Genomic DNA, 15,940 nt, shown 5'->3' on the forward strand with positions numbered 1-15,940 from the left:
GCGTTGAGCGTCTCCCCTGCGGGATCCTGGCCGCTTACTGCTGTATTTCGTAGCTGTACAGAGACCGAAAAGGCCGGTTCCTTGGTCGGAACCGGCCTGTGACCTGGGTGGGCCACAAGCCAACCCACTGGAACGCAACAGCCCAGGTCAGCGCCCTAGAGTCCCTCATAGCCAAGCTCCCCGACATCACCGCACCGCTTGTCGAGCAGAAACGCCCCACCCCTCGCCGTGCCAAACAGCTCAAGGCCGAGCAAGCCACGGAACTGGTCCAGGCGTACGAAGCAGGCGCCACCCTCCATCAGCTTGCCGCACGGTTCGGTATCCATCGGGCCACAGTAAGCAACATCCTCAACCGCCACCGTGTGAAGACCCGTTGGCGTCGCCTCACCGAGGAAGACATCGACGAAGCAGCCTGCCTGTACGAAGAGGGCTTGTCGCTCGCTCGCGTGGCCGAACAACTTGGCGTGAGCGCTGACGGTGTCCGCTACCAGCTCCGCAAGCGCGGGGTGAAGATGCGTGGGCCGCACGAGCGAAAGCGTTCCTGAGCTGGCCAGGCGCTGGTCGTACCGCCTCCGCTCCTCGCCCTTTGGGTCAGCGAGCGGGGCACGCACTTTCTCCCATCGACACCGAATACAGCCATTAGAAATTTCTGGCAGCCACATAGAGCAAGCAATGCAAGGCAGTCCCTTATTCATTGCGCAATTCCATTGCTTGCGCTATAAATTGAATAGTTATCGTTACATTGCACAACAAGGAGACTATATGGCCGAGGAAGCAGCAAGTCAATCACCAGACCCGCCTAATGAAGGTGAAACCGAGCGCAAGCTCGTCGTCTTTGCTCCACGCATCGACCCAACGTTACGAGAGCAGATCGAAGGGATACGAGGCATCACAGGACAAACTGTCAATGAAGTGGGCCAAGAAGCCCTCCAGGGCTGGGTCGAGGGCAAGCTTGGTGACGAAGATGTACGCGCCAAGGCCATGGAAGGAATCGAGGAAGAAGAGCGCAGACTACAAGACCGGCGTGACGCAATTGCAAAGGTGTTGGGGTCGGCAGCTACTCCGAGCGAAAAGGCACCGGAGGGCGGTGGCACTGGCCGGGGTGGTCGGCGGGGGAAGAGTGCCGATACGTAGACGAAACTACGCATCTGAGATGTTTGTCCAAGCAAGAATACCGAATCCAGTTCGGCGAGGAGGTGCACTATCAGACCGGGATGTCCGGGACCCCGGACTACTCTCGTCTAGTCATTTTGGGCGATCTTCCTCGTTGGATCGATCCACGTTAGCACACGAGCGATAACTCTAACCCCAAGAGAGCCGTCGACCCCAGGCAGTGCGGACGCCCTGACGTTCCCGCCCCCTCGGGTAATAGCATCACGGAAACTACAGCTAACGCAGATTTGAGAAACATGCTCGCGAAAATTGTCATCCAAAACTATAGAGGTTTCCGAAGGTTTGAGCTGGATTTCGATCCAGACATGAACATCTTGGTCGGCGATAATGATGCAGGAAAGACGACAATCCTAGAGGCGATCGAGCTTGCGCTCACTGGGCGAATTAATGGCCGGCCGTTGGCGCAAGTCCTGTCCCCTTACCTTTTCAATAAAGAAGCAACCGAAGAGTACATCGCGGCATTGCGGGACGGACAAACAGCCACGCCACCTGAGCTCATCATCGATCTATTCTTCGGCAAGGAAGCGCCTGCCACCCTTAAGGGCACCAACAACCTTCTAAAGCTCGACGAACCGGGTGTGCGCATTCGCGCGGCCCTCAATCCCGATTATCTTCCGGAGTATGCAGAATTTGTCAAAGACCCGACCCAAGTTCGGCTAGTGCCGACCGAGTACTACCGGGTCGAATGGTTGGCCTTTTCAAGCAACGCCATCACTTTCCGAAGCGTGCCGGCAACTGCCTCTCTCATCGATGCGTCCAATATCCAGCTCCAGAGTGGTGTCGATTATTACCTCAACGGGATCATCAGCAATCATCTAGACCCGCGCGAAAGAGTGGAGTTGTCTCGCGCATATCGCAGTCTTCGCGAGGCATTTGCCGACGACGAATCTATCGTCAAAATCAACGAGAAACTCCGCGGTGCACCACGGGATGTTAGTGAGCTGGAACTCACGCTAGGCATAGACGTCTCACAAAAGTCGAGTTGGGAGAGCAACATCGTACCCCACCTTGACGATCTGCCATTCCAATATGTCGGCAAGGGGGAACAGAGCACACTGAAGGTGCTTCTCGCACTTAATCGGCATGTCGAAGACGCTCACATTGTGCTAGTGGAAGAGCCAGAGAATCACCTTTCGTTCCCCAACCTTGGCAAGTTGGTTAAGAAAATCGGCGATAAATGCAAGGGCAAGCAGGTCTTCATCACCACGCACAGCTCGTATGTGCTGAACAAGTTGGGTTTGGAGAATCTTGTACTGCTCTCGCCGACAACAGGCTTTCGGCTGGATAGCCTTCCGGTTGACACGCGGGACTATTTCCGGAAACTCTCGGGCTACGACACACTACGCGTGGTGCTGGCGAAGCGATCCATCCTCGTAGAAGGTCCCTCCGACGAGCTCATCGTCCAGCGAGCCTACCGCGATGTTCATGACTGCCTGCCGATCGAGGACGGCGTTGACGTGATTAATGTTCGTGGCCTGTCTTTCAGCCGCTTCCTTGATATCGCCACGCTTCTCAAAGCAAACATGGTCACGGTTGTCACGGATAACGATGGTAAAGATGCCGTAGACGTGGAGGCCAAGTATGCCGCTTACACGGCTTATCCCAATATCTCGATCTGCGTCGGCAAGGGCAAGGACCGGCCAACGCTTGAGCCACAGCTCCTTGGAGCCAATGGCCTCGCTACGATGAACAGCATCCTCAACCAAAACTTCGGTTCCGAGGAAGAACTCCTGAAGTACATGAAGGCCAACAAAACGACCTGCGCCCTCGCGATCTTCGCCAGCGAGCAGACTATCAACATGCCGGAGTACATCAGAGATGCAGTCGCCTAAAAATCTTGCCGTTATCGCGGCGGCTGGATCTCGAAAGACGCAACATATCGTTGATTGTGTGCTCAGTATGCCTGACCAGCGCGCGCTGGTGACAACGTATACCAATGAAAATCTTCACGAACTTCAGAACCGGCTGAGCGCTGGGCGGGGGCTGGTCTCCTCGCATGTTGCCGTGATGGGCTGGTTTTCCTTCCTTCTAAGTGATTGCGTAAAGCCCTACCAGAGCGCAGTCCTCGGTGAGGTTGGCATCGTCCGGGGCCTAAACTTTATCGGGAAACGCCCTCAGTTCGCTCGAAAGGATAGACCCCTCACGTACTACCTCGATCCTCACCGCGCCGTTTATCGAGATGAAGCATCAGCCCTTGCAGTTGAAGCAAACCGGCTTAGCAACGGCAAGGTGATTAACCGTCTCTCACAGATCTACGATCACATCTACGTTGATGAAGTCCAGGACATGGCTGGCTATGATCTGGAGCTCCTTGAACTCTTGATGCAGTCACCGCTAGGCGTCACCGTGGTGGGCGATCCGCGACAATCAACTTACTCAACCAATGACTCCTCCAAGAACAAGAAATTCAGAGGAAGCGGGATCGCTGATTGGCTGTCCAAGAGGTCCGATCTCTGTGCCATTGAAGAGCGGGTCGAGAGCTATCGCTGCAATCAGCATATCTGCGATTTCGCTGATGGACTTTACCCGGACCTACCGAAGACCGTAGCAAAGAATTCCGAAATCACCGGACACGACGGAGTCTTCTCGGTCAAGCCTTCCGAAGTTGTTGCATACGTCGAGACGTATGCGCCGAAGGTACTCCGGCTCAACAAGAATTCAGACACACAAGGGCTTGAGGCTCTGAACTTTGGCATGTCAAAGGGGCGTACTTACGATCGCGTTCTTATTTTCCCAACGAAGCCAATGATCGAGTACTTTCGAAGCCGCGATCCAAGCAGGGCAGGCAATCGCGCGGCGCTGTACGTCGCAGCCACTCGCGCTCGACACAGTGTAGCGTTCGTGATTCCTTAGCGCGGTACACTAGTTTCTCATGACGTTTATGCATACATCTGAATTGTTATTTCACCAAAGGCTTACCTCAATTTACGGGTTGACCACCCATCCTGCAAGTACACCGCCATCCCCGACCGCACCGCCTCCAACGCTGCTGCCGCCCGCCGCCACACATACGGCCGTAGCCGTTTCGCGGCTTCGTCCTCAGCGCAGAAGACGAAGGCCCTCAGCTCGTCGTCATGCAGGGTGAGGCTTGCTATCTGCTGGTCGCTGAGCACGCCACCGTCAAAGATAAACATCAGCGAATCGTCCCAAGGCCCATGCGGCGACACCCAGTCGACACACAGCACACGCCCAGGGCGGATGTCGAACCCCAGCTCTTCCTTGAGCTCCCGCCGTGCGGTCTCGGCCGGTGGCTCGTTGGCCTCGCTCATGCCGCCCGGAAGATCCCAATCCGGCTTGTACTTCGGATCCACCAGGAGCAGCCGGCCGTCGTCGTCACGGATAAGCACGTCCGCGCCCACGCGCTTGCGAGGCTGAGTGGCATTGCCCTCGGCGAGATGTGCCCGCCATGCCTCGGGGTCGCGCTCGTAAAGCGGCTTCTTCGCGGTCATCTGTTCCTCAGCTCATCCGCCCGTGCTCGCGTCGCTGCCGAGCCAACTGTAGAGACCAAGTCGGCCGCGGACGGCCTTATCAAGAGAGGGTAGGAACTCAGCGACCGTGGTGTTTGAGCAGTAAGGCTCCAGCAAAGCATGGAGCTCCTGGAGCTGCTGCACGACCAGGTGCGAACTCAACCCCTGGATGACGTCGACGACCTCGCGGGCCAGCGCACACGCCTCGTCGGGCCTGCCCTGGGCGATGAGCACCGTGACCAGCAGCAGCTTGGCGAAGGCCCGGCTGCGGGTGTGACCGTCGGCCCGCAGCTCGATGATGCGCCTGGCTTGACGCTCAGCCTCCTTCAGGTCACCGAGCTGACGCATGCAGCGTGCGGTCTCGCTGGCGAGCGAACCGGCATCGAAGGGACTGACCCACGGCGACAGAGCTTCGGCAGAGGCGCGCGCCAGGGCCTTCTCGGCGCGCTTCAGCGCATCGGTGCAGGCGGCATCGTCAGCTTGCACGGCCCGTCCGCGTGCCTCCATTGCGTAGAGCCGGGCTGAGAGCGCCGGTGCTGGCGGCGCATCAGCAAGCACGGTGTGGCCTCGTCGGGCGAACGCAATCGCGTCGTCCGGCTCTTCCAGGTGCAGGGACAGATGACTCAAGCTGGCGTAGACATGTGCGCTGAGCTGCGGGTCGCCGCCCACCTGGGCCAGGTCGAGCGAACGTCGGAAGTGCTGCCGGGCGATCTCGTCGTGACCGGCGTCATGGGCCATCCAGCCCGCCATCTCGGTGAAGCCACCGGCGGCGGTGAAGACGCTCATGCTGCCCTTGGCGGCGCGACTCCCGAAGAGCCGGGGCGCGAGCGCCGATTGCAGGTAGCCCGTCACGGTGGTGTAGAGGTGTCCGCCGCCTACTTGGCGGTCTGCCGCTCGAAAGGCATGCAAGGTAGCCATGTCCGGGTCGTCGGTCGCCGGGACGATCTCGCCAAGCGGACTCAGGGTCGCGTACTGCACCGCGGTCGGCAGTGACGGAGGCGCGGGCTGCCGGGGACTCGGCACCACACCCGCCGTCGCCTGGCGTTTCTCCGGCAGCTTGAACCAGAGCAATCCTGATGGGATACCGAGCGTGCGTGCCCAGGGAATGAGGCGATCTAGGTCGGTGACCGGCGGGCCGCTCTCGATGCGGCTGAGCTGGGCCTGGGTGATGTGCAGCCACTGGGCGACCAAGCCCTGCGACAGCGGCCGAGGCCCGTGGTGCGGGTGGTGACGGTAGGCCCGGATGACCTTCCCTATGTGCCAGGTGTCCAGGGCCGCGCGGAGGGGGTCGGCGTCCCAGAAGTCCGCAGGCACAGCGGGCGGGGCGACGAACCGGTCGCGCGCCTTCGCCTGGCATGGCGCGCATTGTGATCCAGGATTATCCCGGGCAAGGCGAGTGCCGCACATGTGACAAATGCGGGCATTCTCGGTACTCATAACCGACAGTAACTCCCTGCGCCTGGTCGATTACGGTAAGTAAATGCCGCCTGGTAGTGGCTTGTCCCACTGTTATACCTCGGGCGTATAGCCCGTATGCGCAACTAGCGTAGCCCGGCGCGGCCCCAGGCCACAGGCTAGTCACCCACCGCAAGGCACCACCTAAGCGGAGGGCACATGCGCACGGCTGGCAGGTTGGCAAGGGAGGGGTCTGCCAGCCGTGTTCAGCGCAGGGCCGACGCCGTATGCGAATTCTCGTCCCCCCATGCACGGGATTTGCGCGAGCCATGCTCCGGCGTCGGCCCTGCCGCCACCCCGCCGGCACTTCATTGAGGGCTGCATCATGAACACCTGGCCGCACCAAAGCCACCTGACGCTCGCCGCCATGCCGAACGCGGCGTATTGGGCGCGACGCCACGTCGAGAATGTGCTTGCTGAGTGGCAGGCCGAAACATTGCAGACCGACGCCAAGCTGGTCGTGAGCGAGTTCATCAGCAACGCGGTACGGGTCGTGGGCACGCTGGATGTCCAGACGCAGGCGGCATACGTCCAGGAGCCGCGCGCCGTTTCCTATGTCGAGCTGGCGCAGCTCGAACAGGTCAAGCTTCGCCTGTACTACGGCAGCGGGCTGCTCCTGATTGAGGTCTGGGATAGCAACGAGCAGCCACCCGTCGAGCAATTGCCGGACTTTGAGTCCGAGAACGGACGTGGGTTGTTCGTGGTGCGGGCATTTTGCGAAAAGTGGGGCTGGTATCCCACCTTCACGACCGATCTGAGCGGCGAACCGCGCCAATCCGGGAAAGTCGTGTGGGCGGAGCTGGTGCAGCCGTGAGTGAGGGCGTATCTGCACTACGGCCTTCCATAGCCGCAAGGACACGACATGCGTCGGAGCCCTTGTACCCGACCCCCGCAGTTCGGACAGGAAAGGAGGTGACCGCCATGTACGGTGACGGCGGCCAGGGCGGCTGATCCGCCCTCATGAGAAAGCAGCGGCCCGAGGCATTCCCCCGCCTCGGGCCGCTGCCCATGTTCGTTCAGTGGCGAACTGTGTGGTTCACGACAAGATCATCTTTGCTATACTTGATCTTGAAGTATGCACACGTTACAACGCCTCTACCGGACCAAACTCGCGCTGCTCGCCACGATCACTACCGGGGCTGGCGTTGGGATGTTGTTCCTGGCGCAGTGGGCAACGAACGCTGGTCCGCTCTGGTTGCACACCTGGCCACTCACCGAGATCGGGGCGACGCTGCTGAGCACCGGACTCATTGTTATCGCTTTTGAGTATCTCGACCGCGAGGACAGCGAGGCCCGCGCGATGCGACGGTTGGACCAGGCAATCACGGCGAAGGCGCCAGCGATCCGTGATGCCGTCATCCAGGGGTTCGCCTTCAACGCCGATGACCTGGCCCGGGTTGCCTCGCCGGAGACCCTGGACGAAATCAGCCGCAACGTCCTGGCGCTCCAGCTCGGCGACCGTCAGCTCGCCGAGGACGTTCATGGCGATCTCCGCCAGCAAGTCATCCGCTCCCCTGAACGCCGTTCTGACGCTGATGTGTCGATCGACTTGGCACCGTGGGAGGACGGTCCGGCCAGCGGTGAGGATGCCATGTTCGTGGCGACGGTGCGCTGGGAATACCGCACTGCACGTCCCAGCCCGGTCATGCGGTTCTCTGCCGTGTCTGATCCGGAGGAGTACCGTGAACTCCTGGATGATCCGACCTCGTCGCTGGCCTGGTTCTTCAAGCCCACCAGCGAGCTACATGGTGGGTCAGCCGAAGCCTTCCAGCTTGTCCAGTTCACTATGGATGGCGAGTCGTGCCGTATCCGCCACAGCAAGCGGAGGACCAGCCAGACCTACATGGTCGATCTGGCTGCCGTTCGCGACGAGAAGCCTGCTGCATCGGCGTCACCGCGCGAGGTGACGATTGCCTACACCTACAAGGTGTTGGTCCGCCGGCATGGGCACCTGTTCGCACTCAAAGTTGGAGCGCTCACCAACGGGTTCAAGGTGGCTTTGCGGTATGGCGGGTGTGGGATCCGAAGTGTCAGCACATTGGACTTTATTGCGAGTGCGGAACCGACACGGCTGGCGGAGACACCGGAGTCTGTGCCGACTCCGGCGGTGGAGCTCAGTTTTGATGGGTGGGTGTTGCCGAGGTCGGGGGTGGTGTTTGCGTGGAGGTTGGAGTAGGGCGGCCAGGGATTCCTCGGTGCAGCAGCCGACCTTGCGGCGGGTGCGGGCGAAGCGGTGGTAGGGCATACGCGGGGGTGCGGGGAGCGGCACAGGCAAGTTGAACGCTCAGCTTTCGCCATGAATATCGCGAAAGATTTGCTTTGCTCGCTCCACGTAATCGCTATCGCGACCAAGCGTCCGCTCCAGAATTGAAATTACGTCCTCGAATTCTTCTCTGGACTCGACTAGCTGGCCGTCCAGCCCGAGACACCTTGCTAGATTTATGCGGGTTAGTAGCGTAAGGCTATGTTCATCACCCAGCACATTCCTCTCTTTTGTAAGCAGTACGCGGCACATATCGCTTGCTTCCCGAAGCCTTTCCAACTCCGTCAGCACCCAGGTCATATTATGCTGAATATGCAAGGTTGTAAGATGCTCCTCGCCATGCACGCGGGTACTGACCTCCAGGAGGTTATACATCCGGGTATGGGCAGCAACAAAGTCTCCCTTCTTTCCTAGGATAATGGCAAGGTTGAGTAGAGTAGCCAGCGTGTCCGCGTGCCACTCTTCCAGAACCTCATCTTGAATTGCAAGGGCCATCCTGAACTGGTAGGCCGCATCATCGAACCTGCCCTCGCGATAAAAAGTCATCGCCTTGGCTATGTGTTGCTCGGCTGGAGCAAGCCTGAGAACTTTAGGGATAATGTCTTGTCCAGCACGCGAGTCGGCAGCCCGTCGCCTTATGGCATAGCGGAACATAAAGTCGCTAATCTCGGCGGTTTGACCAAAGCGTTCTCTTATCCATTCGACAGTGGGAATGATACCTTCAGATTCTGCCATACACATCACGGCGTAGCGTACCGCGAACTCGTTGAAACCATAATCAGTCGGCGTGAGATTGCCGCGTATCCAATCGAGCGTTTGCCAATCTGGCCCAACCTCGTAAATGAAGCCCAGATCTCTGAACTGGCCAGCCTTCAGTAGTCGTAGCAATTTGGCGTAGTTTGCGACGTCCTTTCGGATTAGGCCGAGTGTCGTGTTCTTCTCTGCCTCTGCTATCCGCTCGCGCGTGGACACAACAAAGTAGACGAAGGTATTTAGGAGGAGAATGACATCTCGCGCAGTTGCTACCAGATCAGAGCGGCGAGGAGATATGACTTTCTCTTGATCTGCGAGTAGCTCTCTCACGGCAACCTCCAACTTCCTTGTTCTATCCAGCCAAATCGGATAAATGCTGGCGATCACGTGCTCAGCTTTGTCATGCAGGATGTCCCGCAGGACAAGTTGAACCAGCGGATGGATTTGAACAAACGTGCGGCGTGGGTTTACTGGTTGCACGATGGAGAAAGCCTCTAGCGTATGAATCATTTGCACGTATCTAACGCCAGACGCAGAGTTAGAATGCTCCAGATATTCTCGAACCAATTGCATATCGACATAGGGTGGCGTGAGCAAGCTTATGCAAGCCAGAGCCTCAAGAGCGAGCGGATCATGCTCCCCGATGAGTCGTACAACATTTTGTATGAGTGTTGGGAGACTTTCTCCTTCTTCTGTAGGCACGTGTTCCAAAAGTATCCGACTCTCGTGCTCAAGTTCATCGCAGAATTCGTGAACCGGCACATCGTACTCAGCGAGTAGCGTACAAGCGGAGCTAATCAGCAAAGGATGAGTATGGAGCCGTGATGCCAAATGAACTGCCTCATCTTCAGATAGGCGAGGCAACCGATTCTGGATGGCTTCTACGGCTTCAAGCTCGGTCATGTGGCCCACATCAATAAAAGCATAGCTCGGTGGGGCCTGTCCTTTGCGACGGGCAGTTACCACCACAGTCGGCTTGATACGGGCCAGATCAGTGGGAAGCATGCGGCGGATTTCATCCGCACTTTGTAGGTTGTCGAGGATGACAAATGTTGGAGCATTCTCGCTACTGAAGAGAAGCGATAGACGGCCTTTGGGATCGTTGCCAACTTCGAGCTGGTTCACAATGCCACATGAGCTAAGGGCTATTTGAAGGTCGGGGAGATGGATCTCAGCATCCATGATCCTGATGATGGGAGCAAAGGTGCCGTCGGCGTTCACGGTGAGTGTTTTGGCGAGCCAGGTTTTTCCCATGCCTGGAGGGCCGACAAGGACTATGAGTTTGTGGCCAGCAGTGACCAACTCATTGAAGCGGGCATGAAGCTTTTGGCGGGGGATGTATTCGGGCCAGGGGTTTTTGTTCTTGGGTTCAGGTGCTGGCTCAGATTCTTGCTCGCCAATTGATGATTCTGATATCTGCCGAGCATCCCGCTCCATTTCCAGGAGTCTATCGGCGAGCATTTGACGGAATGGCCGCGTGACCTTTGTTTTGAAGACATTATCCTTGCTCCCCACAAACCCTCTAGCCGTGACCTCGACGTAGAGAGCGTCGCGAAAATCTTTGTATGTGTGCTGGACACCATTAGCCGGTGGGGGAAGTTCATCTTTGGGACGCAGCCCGCATAGCGTTTCGCTAATATGCCGCCATGGCACATCGCAGTCAGAATGAATTCTATCAAATGAACAATGCTGCAATGCTACCTGAATTACGGCAATCAGTGCTAATGTCTTCTTGTTCTGGTTCCAAAGTTCAGGCTCGACAGTCCTGCAAATCCTCGCAAGTCCGGGAAACTTATCCTCGTCCCCGCGATTGGGATTCATGAATACCTTCGCGAGGAGTCGATCCGTTGCTCGCGTAATCTCCTTTCCGAGCGGCGTTACCTTGCGCGTCATGTGGCCGCCCCAAGCACTCTCAGGGGATACAACTGAACTAAGTATGCCCTATGGAGGGCCGTGTAGCTAGTAGCCCCGTTGCCGTTGGAGATCCAGATCGTGGGCCTTGAGGTCCTTTGCCTGTTCAGTGGGGAGCTCTCGCTCCAGACTAGAAATAGTTATCCCCGCCGCTTCACTTGCCTCGGCGTTCTCCTCGCTCTTTTCACCATATCGAATGTGGAGGAGCACGTCTCTCGCCAGTGGATAATTTCGCTTGGCAATCGACCTAGCACAAAAGGCCGCTACTTCTTGTGCGTCATCCGTACCCCGTTCCTTCAAACTGAGCAATAAGCGATCTGCTCTCTCAGGGTCGGTGTCGCTTAAGACGCCGAGGTCGTTAAGCAGTAGTGAATCTAAATTACTACTGCCCTCCTCATAGGTAGAAGCGTTTAACGCCTCAGCCAGTTCCACGACTTCCGCATCACTCAGCTTGGCCAGATTGAAGACGCCGGTTCTTTCGGAACCTTCTTTCCTTTCTGGTTCTGGCGCTGAGCGTGGTACTTCGTGCGTCATATACACGCTTAATTGAAATGCACTTTGATCACTTTGTCAATGGCCGCTGGCCGTCGAACGGGGGTCACGGCCACTCAGTGGCCGTCAGATCGGCCGTCTGATGCGATGCACGGCCATGGGGCCCTATGGCGCAATCGACCCACGAGCCCACCCAGCTCTGGCGGCGCCGCCCCTTCCTCCCCTGACGAGGGGAACCACGCGAAGGGGACACCCCATGCTCACCCTCATCATCTTCGGCAGCTTCGGCACCGGCACCTTGGCCGGCGTCATCGTTGCCTCGTTTGTCCGCACCTCCACGGGCGTCCTCCTAGAGCAGCTTCGCACGCGTCGCTCCCGTGACTGGCAGCGCAAGGCCATGGAGATCCAGCGCAAGCAGACCGAGCTGGAGCACCAGGTCACCACCTGCCCGCACCACCACTGCCCGCTCAAGAACAAGAGCGACTGACGCTCGTCTGGGCCTGGCCGCCCCGTGGTGGCCAGGCCCACCTCTTCTCCCTCGCGAAGCCCTCTCCACCCTTGAAGGGAGGCACCCCTCATGCCACGTTCCAGCACCTGGGATCTACTCCTCAAGATCCTCGGCGTAATCGCCGTCCTCGGCCTCGCAGGTATCGTCCTGAAGCTCCTTCAGGGCGCCCTTCAATCCCTGCTCCCAGCGTCGGCCATGACCATGCTCACCGACGGCTGGAATCAGGTGTACACGGCTATCAGTCCCGCACTGCCTTCCATCGGTGCCCTCCTCGTCTTGGCCCTCATCGTCTGGGTCATCCTCGGCCGCCGGTAGCCAAGCCGAACACCCTCCATGTTCGGTCTTTCTTCCTGTCTCTCTTCACCATGCCCACGCAGGGCGCTTGCGCCCTGCCCGTCTCCACCAACAAAGGAGGTGCATCACGTTCCCGAGCCCACTAAACGATCTGTGGTACCAAGCCCAACTCGGTTGCCTCTATGTCATCGGCACCCTGGCCCTGGTCGCCCTCTGCCTGTGGCTCCTCGCCAAGCTGTTTCTACTGGCCTGGCCCTTCCTGGTCGTGGGCCTCGTGGCCTTCATCGGCTTCAAGGCCGCGTGGTGGTACTTCCGCCAGCACCGGAGGCGCACGGCTGGTGAATGAGCGGAGAACCAGTGTGCGGCCAGCCTGGTCGCACACTGTCGCCCGCCAGATCTCCCGGTTCCTCTTCGCTTTTCCCTTCATCTCATGTCGTCCCCGCTCGCTGGAAGGAGGCCCCATGCCCCGAAACCGCTACACCCGGCTCATCCACCAAGCGGAAAGTACCCAGCTCGCCCAGCAGGAACGGGAATTGGTTCGTATCGCGCGAACCCTGCGCCGCCGAGAAGACCCGGTGCCTGTGACCGCCCCGGATCACGAGGACAAGGCACACCGTCGCAGCCGCCTGGCCCGGAAGCAGCGCGACCGGCCGGACGCCTCCAAGCGGACGACCTGAGCCAGCCGTAGCCGAGGCACTCGGCCACGGCTCCGCCGTCAGAATCACCCGAGGCCGAACGCCCGCCTCCATCTATCCAACTCACCCCTCACCAAGACAGGAGGTATGAACCTGTGTCCAAGAACGAACACCCCGGAATCCGCCAGGTCGCTCGCGCAGCGCCAGCCTCGCGCCGGTTCTCCCGCCCGCAGATGCTCGTGACGGCCACCGTGACGACCGTCGCCCTGACCGCCTGCGGTATCAGCTCGTCGCCTCATGGCGAACTGGCCGAATACAAGCGTCTTCACGCCGCCTGTGAGGCGGTCCGGCCGCCGGCTGTTCTGGTGGCCATGGACGCCACGGGTTCGAGTAACACGGCGGCGATCACGGGTGAGCGGTTGACCGCAGTGAGGCAGCTCATCACCCGCACCGCGGTGTGTGGCGGACGGGTGAAGGTGGTGGCCTTCTCCTCCTCCAACGTCGCCACGGTGACGCTGCTGGACAAGGTGCTGCGCCCGTATGGGGCGACGGTCAACGCCCGGCTCAAGCGCCTGCCCGCCTTGGTGGATCAGGCCGCAGTCACCATCCGCACGGGCTACGCCTCGGCCATGAAGTCGCTGCCGGGCGGCGGCTCAGATATCACGGGGCAGCTTCAGCACGCGGCGGAGTGGCAGCGCCAGCTCGGTGGCAGGTGGCGGCTGCACCTCTACCTCTTCACCGATGGTTTCCACACCGTCGGCCGCAAGCTCGGTCAGGCCCCGCTGAGCAAGGCCGCGGCGACGGAACTCGCCACCAAGACGCCGGTGCCCAAGTTGCCGAGCGCGTCGGTGACGGTGGCCGGGCTGGGCCGGGTGGCCGGTCGCCCGCCGGTATCCGCCGTGGTCGAGGGCCTGGTGGCCTACTACGAGGCGCTGTGTAGGCGTACCGAGGCCGCCAAGTGCACCTCCGTGACCGCCTATGCGGTGGAGGTGTAGGGGCATGGTCACGCGGTCGGTGAAGGCGGGCGCCGAGGTGACGGCCTGGACAGATGAGGCGGATGCAGTCTCGCTACCCCGGCTGGATGAGGTCGGCGGGCTGGTGCGGCCGGGCAACATCGGGGTCAGCTACGCCGAGCGGGAGTATGCGGCGCTGGCTGGCGAGCAAGAGGCATCCTGGGCGGCCGAGGGCGAGCAACGAGCCCGCCCGTGGCTCATCCGGGCGCACGGGCTGGCCGCGGCGGTGGCGGCCGACCAGGTGGTACTCGCTGCGTGCGCGCAGGAGCTTCAGCAAGCGAAGGCCGACTACCAACACGCGGTCCGGGTGCTGCTGCCCTATGCCCGCCGTGAGCCGGGAGCCAAGTGGCGGTATGCCCTCTGCTGGCCGGTGTTGGTGCTGGGCGACATGTCCGGGGTCTGGGCGGCTGCGGTCATGCACGGCGAGGTGCCGGTCATCGCCTTTGGCCAGGCGCTGGCCTCGGGGGTTGCGGCCGGTTGTGCCGGGCTGGTGGGTTCGGAGTTCAAGGCGCTCAGGATGGCCCGTGCCCGGGTACGCGAGCCGGACTCCCTCACCGAGGATGAGCGGCGCTACCAACGCTTGTTCGCCGGTACCGACCGAGGTGCCGGGCTGGTGGGGCTGGTCGGCGTTGTTTCCCTGGTCGTGGCTGCGCTGCTGGCGGTAGGCATCGCCCTCCTGCGTACCAGCACCGAAGGCATAGCGGCCGGAGCGATGTTCGGCCTCCTGGCTGCGGCCACCGCGCTGGCCTCGTTCCTCCTGGGTTACTGGGCTGCCGACGAGGTAGCCGACCTGGTCGCCACTCTGGGAAAGCGAGCACGGCGCGCAGAGCGGCGGTATCTGCAGGTCGCAAAGTCAAAAGCGATCATGCAGCGGGCCGAGACTGAGGAGGCGGCCCGGTCGGTACGGATGGAGTGCGCCTTGCGTGGGCAGGCGGCCGCTCGGCGAGTGGCGTCGCTGTCCTGGCGGATCCAGCGCAACAATCCCCAGGTATTCGGGCACGGGTTTCCGGCTGAGGATCACGTGGTCGGGCGGCGGGATCGCCCCTCGCCTGACGCTTGGGACGGGGTGGCGCGGTGACGCTCCTCCCCTCGGCCCTGCGTCCAGCGTCCCTGCTCACCGCGGCACCGGCCAGCACGAAGCATCGTCCGTCGCCGAAGGAGTTCCGGCTGGGTGCTGCCGGACGGCCCGCGCCGGTGCCGACGCTGCTCATCGTGGTGTTCGACAACTCCGGCTCGGTGGTGAGCCCAGCAGGCAGTGATCCCCTGGCCAACAGATTCGCCGAGGTGGAATACGCCTTCGCCCGGGTGGCCCGGAAGGGCAAGCCGCACGAGCTGGGGGCGGTGCTGCATTTCGATTCCCCGACGACGGGCGACGTACCGCCGCTGGCGATCCACCGGGCGAATCTGACGCGGCTACGGAGTGGGTTGCAGATCCCTCCGGACGGTGCCGGGAGCAGCGCCCTGCTGCCCAGCCTGCGCCAGGCGGTCACGCTGGCCGAGGCGTATGCCGAGCACGAAGTCACGGTCGTGGTGTTGTCGGACTTCCTGCTACTGGATGCCAACCCAACAGCGGCGCTGGCGGAGCTGGCTACTTTTCCGGGGGCGGTGCACGCCGTGGTGCTCGGCGGCTACGTCACCCGAGACGCCTTCGACCGCCGCATCACCGTGACATCCGTTCGGCGGGAAGATCCGCCGGGAGCGGTGGCGCGGGTGGTGTTCGCCAGCCTGGTTAAGCACCGGCCGGGGAGCTTGGTGTATCCGGAACCGGGCTAAATAGCTGGCTCGTCGCTCATTCCACAACAGATTTTTGTGGGAACCGAGTTGCGCCGAGATACCTCGGTCAGCCGAAGGACTATCCCATTTCTTCGGGCGAATTTTCGTCCGAACTGACACCCGAACAAACGGTTTTCAAGTAGCCCGCACTCTGCCATAAGTGAGCGCAGATCCCGGCGACCAAGGAAGCAAGTCGGGAGTAA

The 15,940-nt window shown here is 60.6% G+C and carries 16 protein-coding genes; 12 read left to right on the top strand and 4 right to left on the bottom strand.

Annotated features, from left to right (window positions below):
- Positions 1 to 98: 98 nt before the first annotated feature.
- The 4 genes from D0T12_RS36635 (at position 99) to D0T12_RS18440 (ending at position 4,026) form a co-directional block, all read left to right on the top strand.
- On the top strand, positions 99 to 545 hold the full coding sequence (locus tag D0T12_RS36635; protein WP_233526151.1) for a helix-turn-helix domain-containing protein: 447 nt from the start codon (positions 99 to 101) through the stop codon (positions 543 to 545).
- Positions 546 to 762: 217 nt separating this feature from the next.
- Complete coding sequence (locus tag D0T12_RS34895) at positions 763 to 1,134, top strand: hypothetical protein (protein ID WP_147339544.1); 372 nt, start codon at positions 763 to 765, stop codon at positions 1,132 to 1,134.
- Positions 1,135 to 1,409: 275 nt separating this feature from the next.
- Positions 1,410 to 3,005 carry an ATP-dependent nuclease gene (locus D0T12_RS18435; protein ID WP_117400825.1) on the top strand — a complete coding sequence of 532 codons (1,596 nt, stop codon included), beginning with the start codon at positions 1,410 to 1,412 and terminating at the stop codon, positions 3,003 to 3,005.
- Positions 2,992 to 4,026: a UvrD-helicase domain-containing protein gene (locus D0T12_RS18440; protein WP_117400826.1), complete on the top strand. Its 1,035-nt coding sequence runs from the start codon at positions 2,992 to 2,994 to the stop codon at positions 4,024 to 4,026. The genes D0T12_RS18435 and D0T12_RS18440 overlap by 14 nt, the downstream gene beginning before the upstream one ends.
- Before the next feature lie 62 nt (positions 4,027 to 4,088).
- Here D0T12_RS18440 and D0T12_RS18445 read toward each other — a convergent pair whose 3' ends face one another.
- Entirely contained in the window at positions 4,089 to 4,622 is a 534-nt protein-coding gene (locus tag D0T12_RS18445) for an NUDIX domain-containing protein (RefSeq protein ID WP_117400827.1), read from the bottom strand.
- A gap of 12 nt (positions 4,623 to 4,634) precedes the next feature.
- A complete protein-coding gene (locus tag D0T12_RS18450) occupies positions 4,635 to 6,077 on the bottom strand; it encodes a helix-turn-helix transcriptional regulator (protein ID WP_147339545.1) in 1,443 nt (480 codons plus the stop codon).
- Between the two features lie 343 nt (positions 6,078 to 6,420).
- Here D0T12_RS18450 and D0T12_RS18455 point away from each other — a divergent pair, with 343 nt between their 5' ends.
- Both D0T12_RS18455 and D0T12_RS18460 read left to right on the top strand, forming a co-directional pair.
- On the top strand, positions 6,421 to 6,909 hold the full coding sequence (locus D0T12_RS18455) for an ATP-binding protein (protein WP_158581536.1): 489 nt from the start codon (positions 6,421 to 6,423) through the stop codon (positions 6,907 to 6,909).
- 261 nt (positions 6,910 to 7,170) lie between these two features.
- Positions 7,171 to 8,271 (top strand): hypothetical protein, encoded by a 1,101-nt coding sequence (locus tag D0T12_RS18460; protein WP_117400830.1) that lies wholly within the window; start codon positions 7,171 to 7,173, stop codon positions 8,269 to 8,271.
- 108 nt (positions 8,272 to 8,379) lie between these two features.
- On the opposite strand, the gene D0T12_RS18465 is transcribed toward D0T12_RS18460, so the two are convergent.
- Positions 8,380 to 11,004, bottom strand: a complete 2,625-nt coding sequence (locus D0T12_RS18465; protein ID WP_117400831.1) for a tetratricopeptide repeat protein — start codon at positions 11,002 to 11,004, stop codon at positions 8,380 to 8,382.
- 66 nt (positions 11,005 to 11,070) lie between these two features.
- Positions 11,071 to 11,556 carry a hypothetical protein gene (locus D0T12_RS34900; protein ID WP_147339546.1) on the bottom strand — a complete coding sequence of 162 codons (486 nt, stop codon included), beginning with the start codon at positions 11,554 to 11,556 and terminating at the stop codon, positions 11,071 to 11,073.
- 214 nt (positions 11,557 to 11,770) lie between these two features.
- Between D0T12_RS34900 and D0T12_RS18470 the strand changes: the two genes are divergently transcribed.
- The 6 genes from D0T12_RS18470 (at position 11,771) to D0T12_RS18495 (ending at position 15,737) form a co-directional block, all read left to right on the top strand.
- On the top strand, positions 11,771 to 12,001 hold the full coding sequence (locus D0T12_RS18470) for a hypothetical protein (RefSeq protein ID WP_117400832.1): 231 nt from the start codon (positions 11,771 to 11,773) through the stop codon (positions 11,999 to 12,001).
- 90 nt (positions 12,002 to 12,091) lie between these two features.
- Positions 12,092 to 12,337 carry a hypothetical protein gene (locus D0T12_RS18475; RefSeq protein ID WP_117400833.1) on the top strand — a complete coding sequence of 82 codons (246 nt, stop codon included), beginning with the start codon at positions 12,092 to 12,094 and terminating at the stop codon, positions 12,335 to 12,337.
- A gap of 440 nt (positions 12,338 to 12,777) precedes the next feature.
- Positions 12,778 to 12,993 carry a hypothetical protein gene (locus tag D0T12_RS34905; RefSeq protein WP_147339547.1) on the top strand — a complete coding sequence of 72 codons (216 nt, stop codon included), beginning with the start codon at positions 12,778 to 12,780 and terminating at the stop codon, positions 12,991 to 12,993.
- A gap of 113 nt (positions 12,994 to 13,106) precedes the next feature.
- Complete coding sequence (locus D0T12_RS18485; protein WP_147339548.1) at positions 13,107 to 13,946, top strand: vWA domain-containing protein; 840 nt, start codon at positions 13,107 to 13,109, stop codon at positions 13,944 to 13,946.
- A gap of 4 nt (positions 13,947 to 13,950) precedes the next feature.
- On the top strand, positions 13,951 to 15,042 hold the full coding sequence (locus tag D0T12_RS18490) for a hypothetical protein (protein WP_117400836.1): 1,092 nt from the start codon (positions 13,951 to 13,953) through the stop codon (positions 15,040 to 15,042).
- Positions 15,039 to 15,737 (top strand): hypothetical protein, encoded by a 699-nt coding sequence (locus tag D0T12_RS18495; protein ID WP_147339549.1) that lies wholly within the window; start codon positions 15,039 to 15,041, stop codon positions 15,735 to 15,737. The genes D0T12_RS18490 and D0T12_RS18495 overlap by 4 nt, the downstream gene beginning before the upstream one ends.
- The last annotated feature ends 203 nt before the right edge of the window (positions 15,738 to 15,940 follow it).

Source organism: Actinomadura spongiicola (assembly GCF_003432485.1).
In the GTDB taxonomy this organism is placed as follows: Bacteria; Actinomycetota; Actinomycetes; order Streptosporangiales; family Streptosporangiaceae; genus Spirillospora; species Spirillospora spongiicola.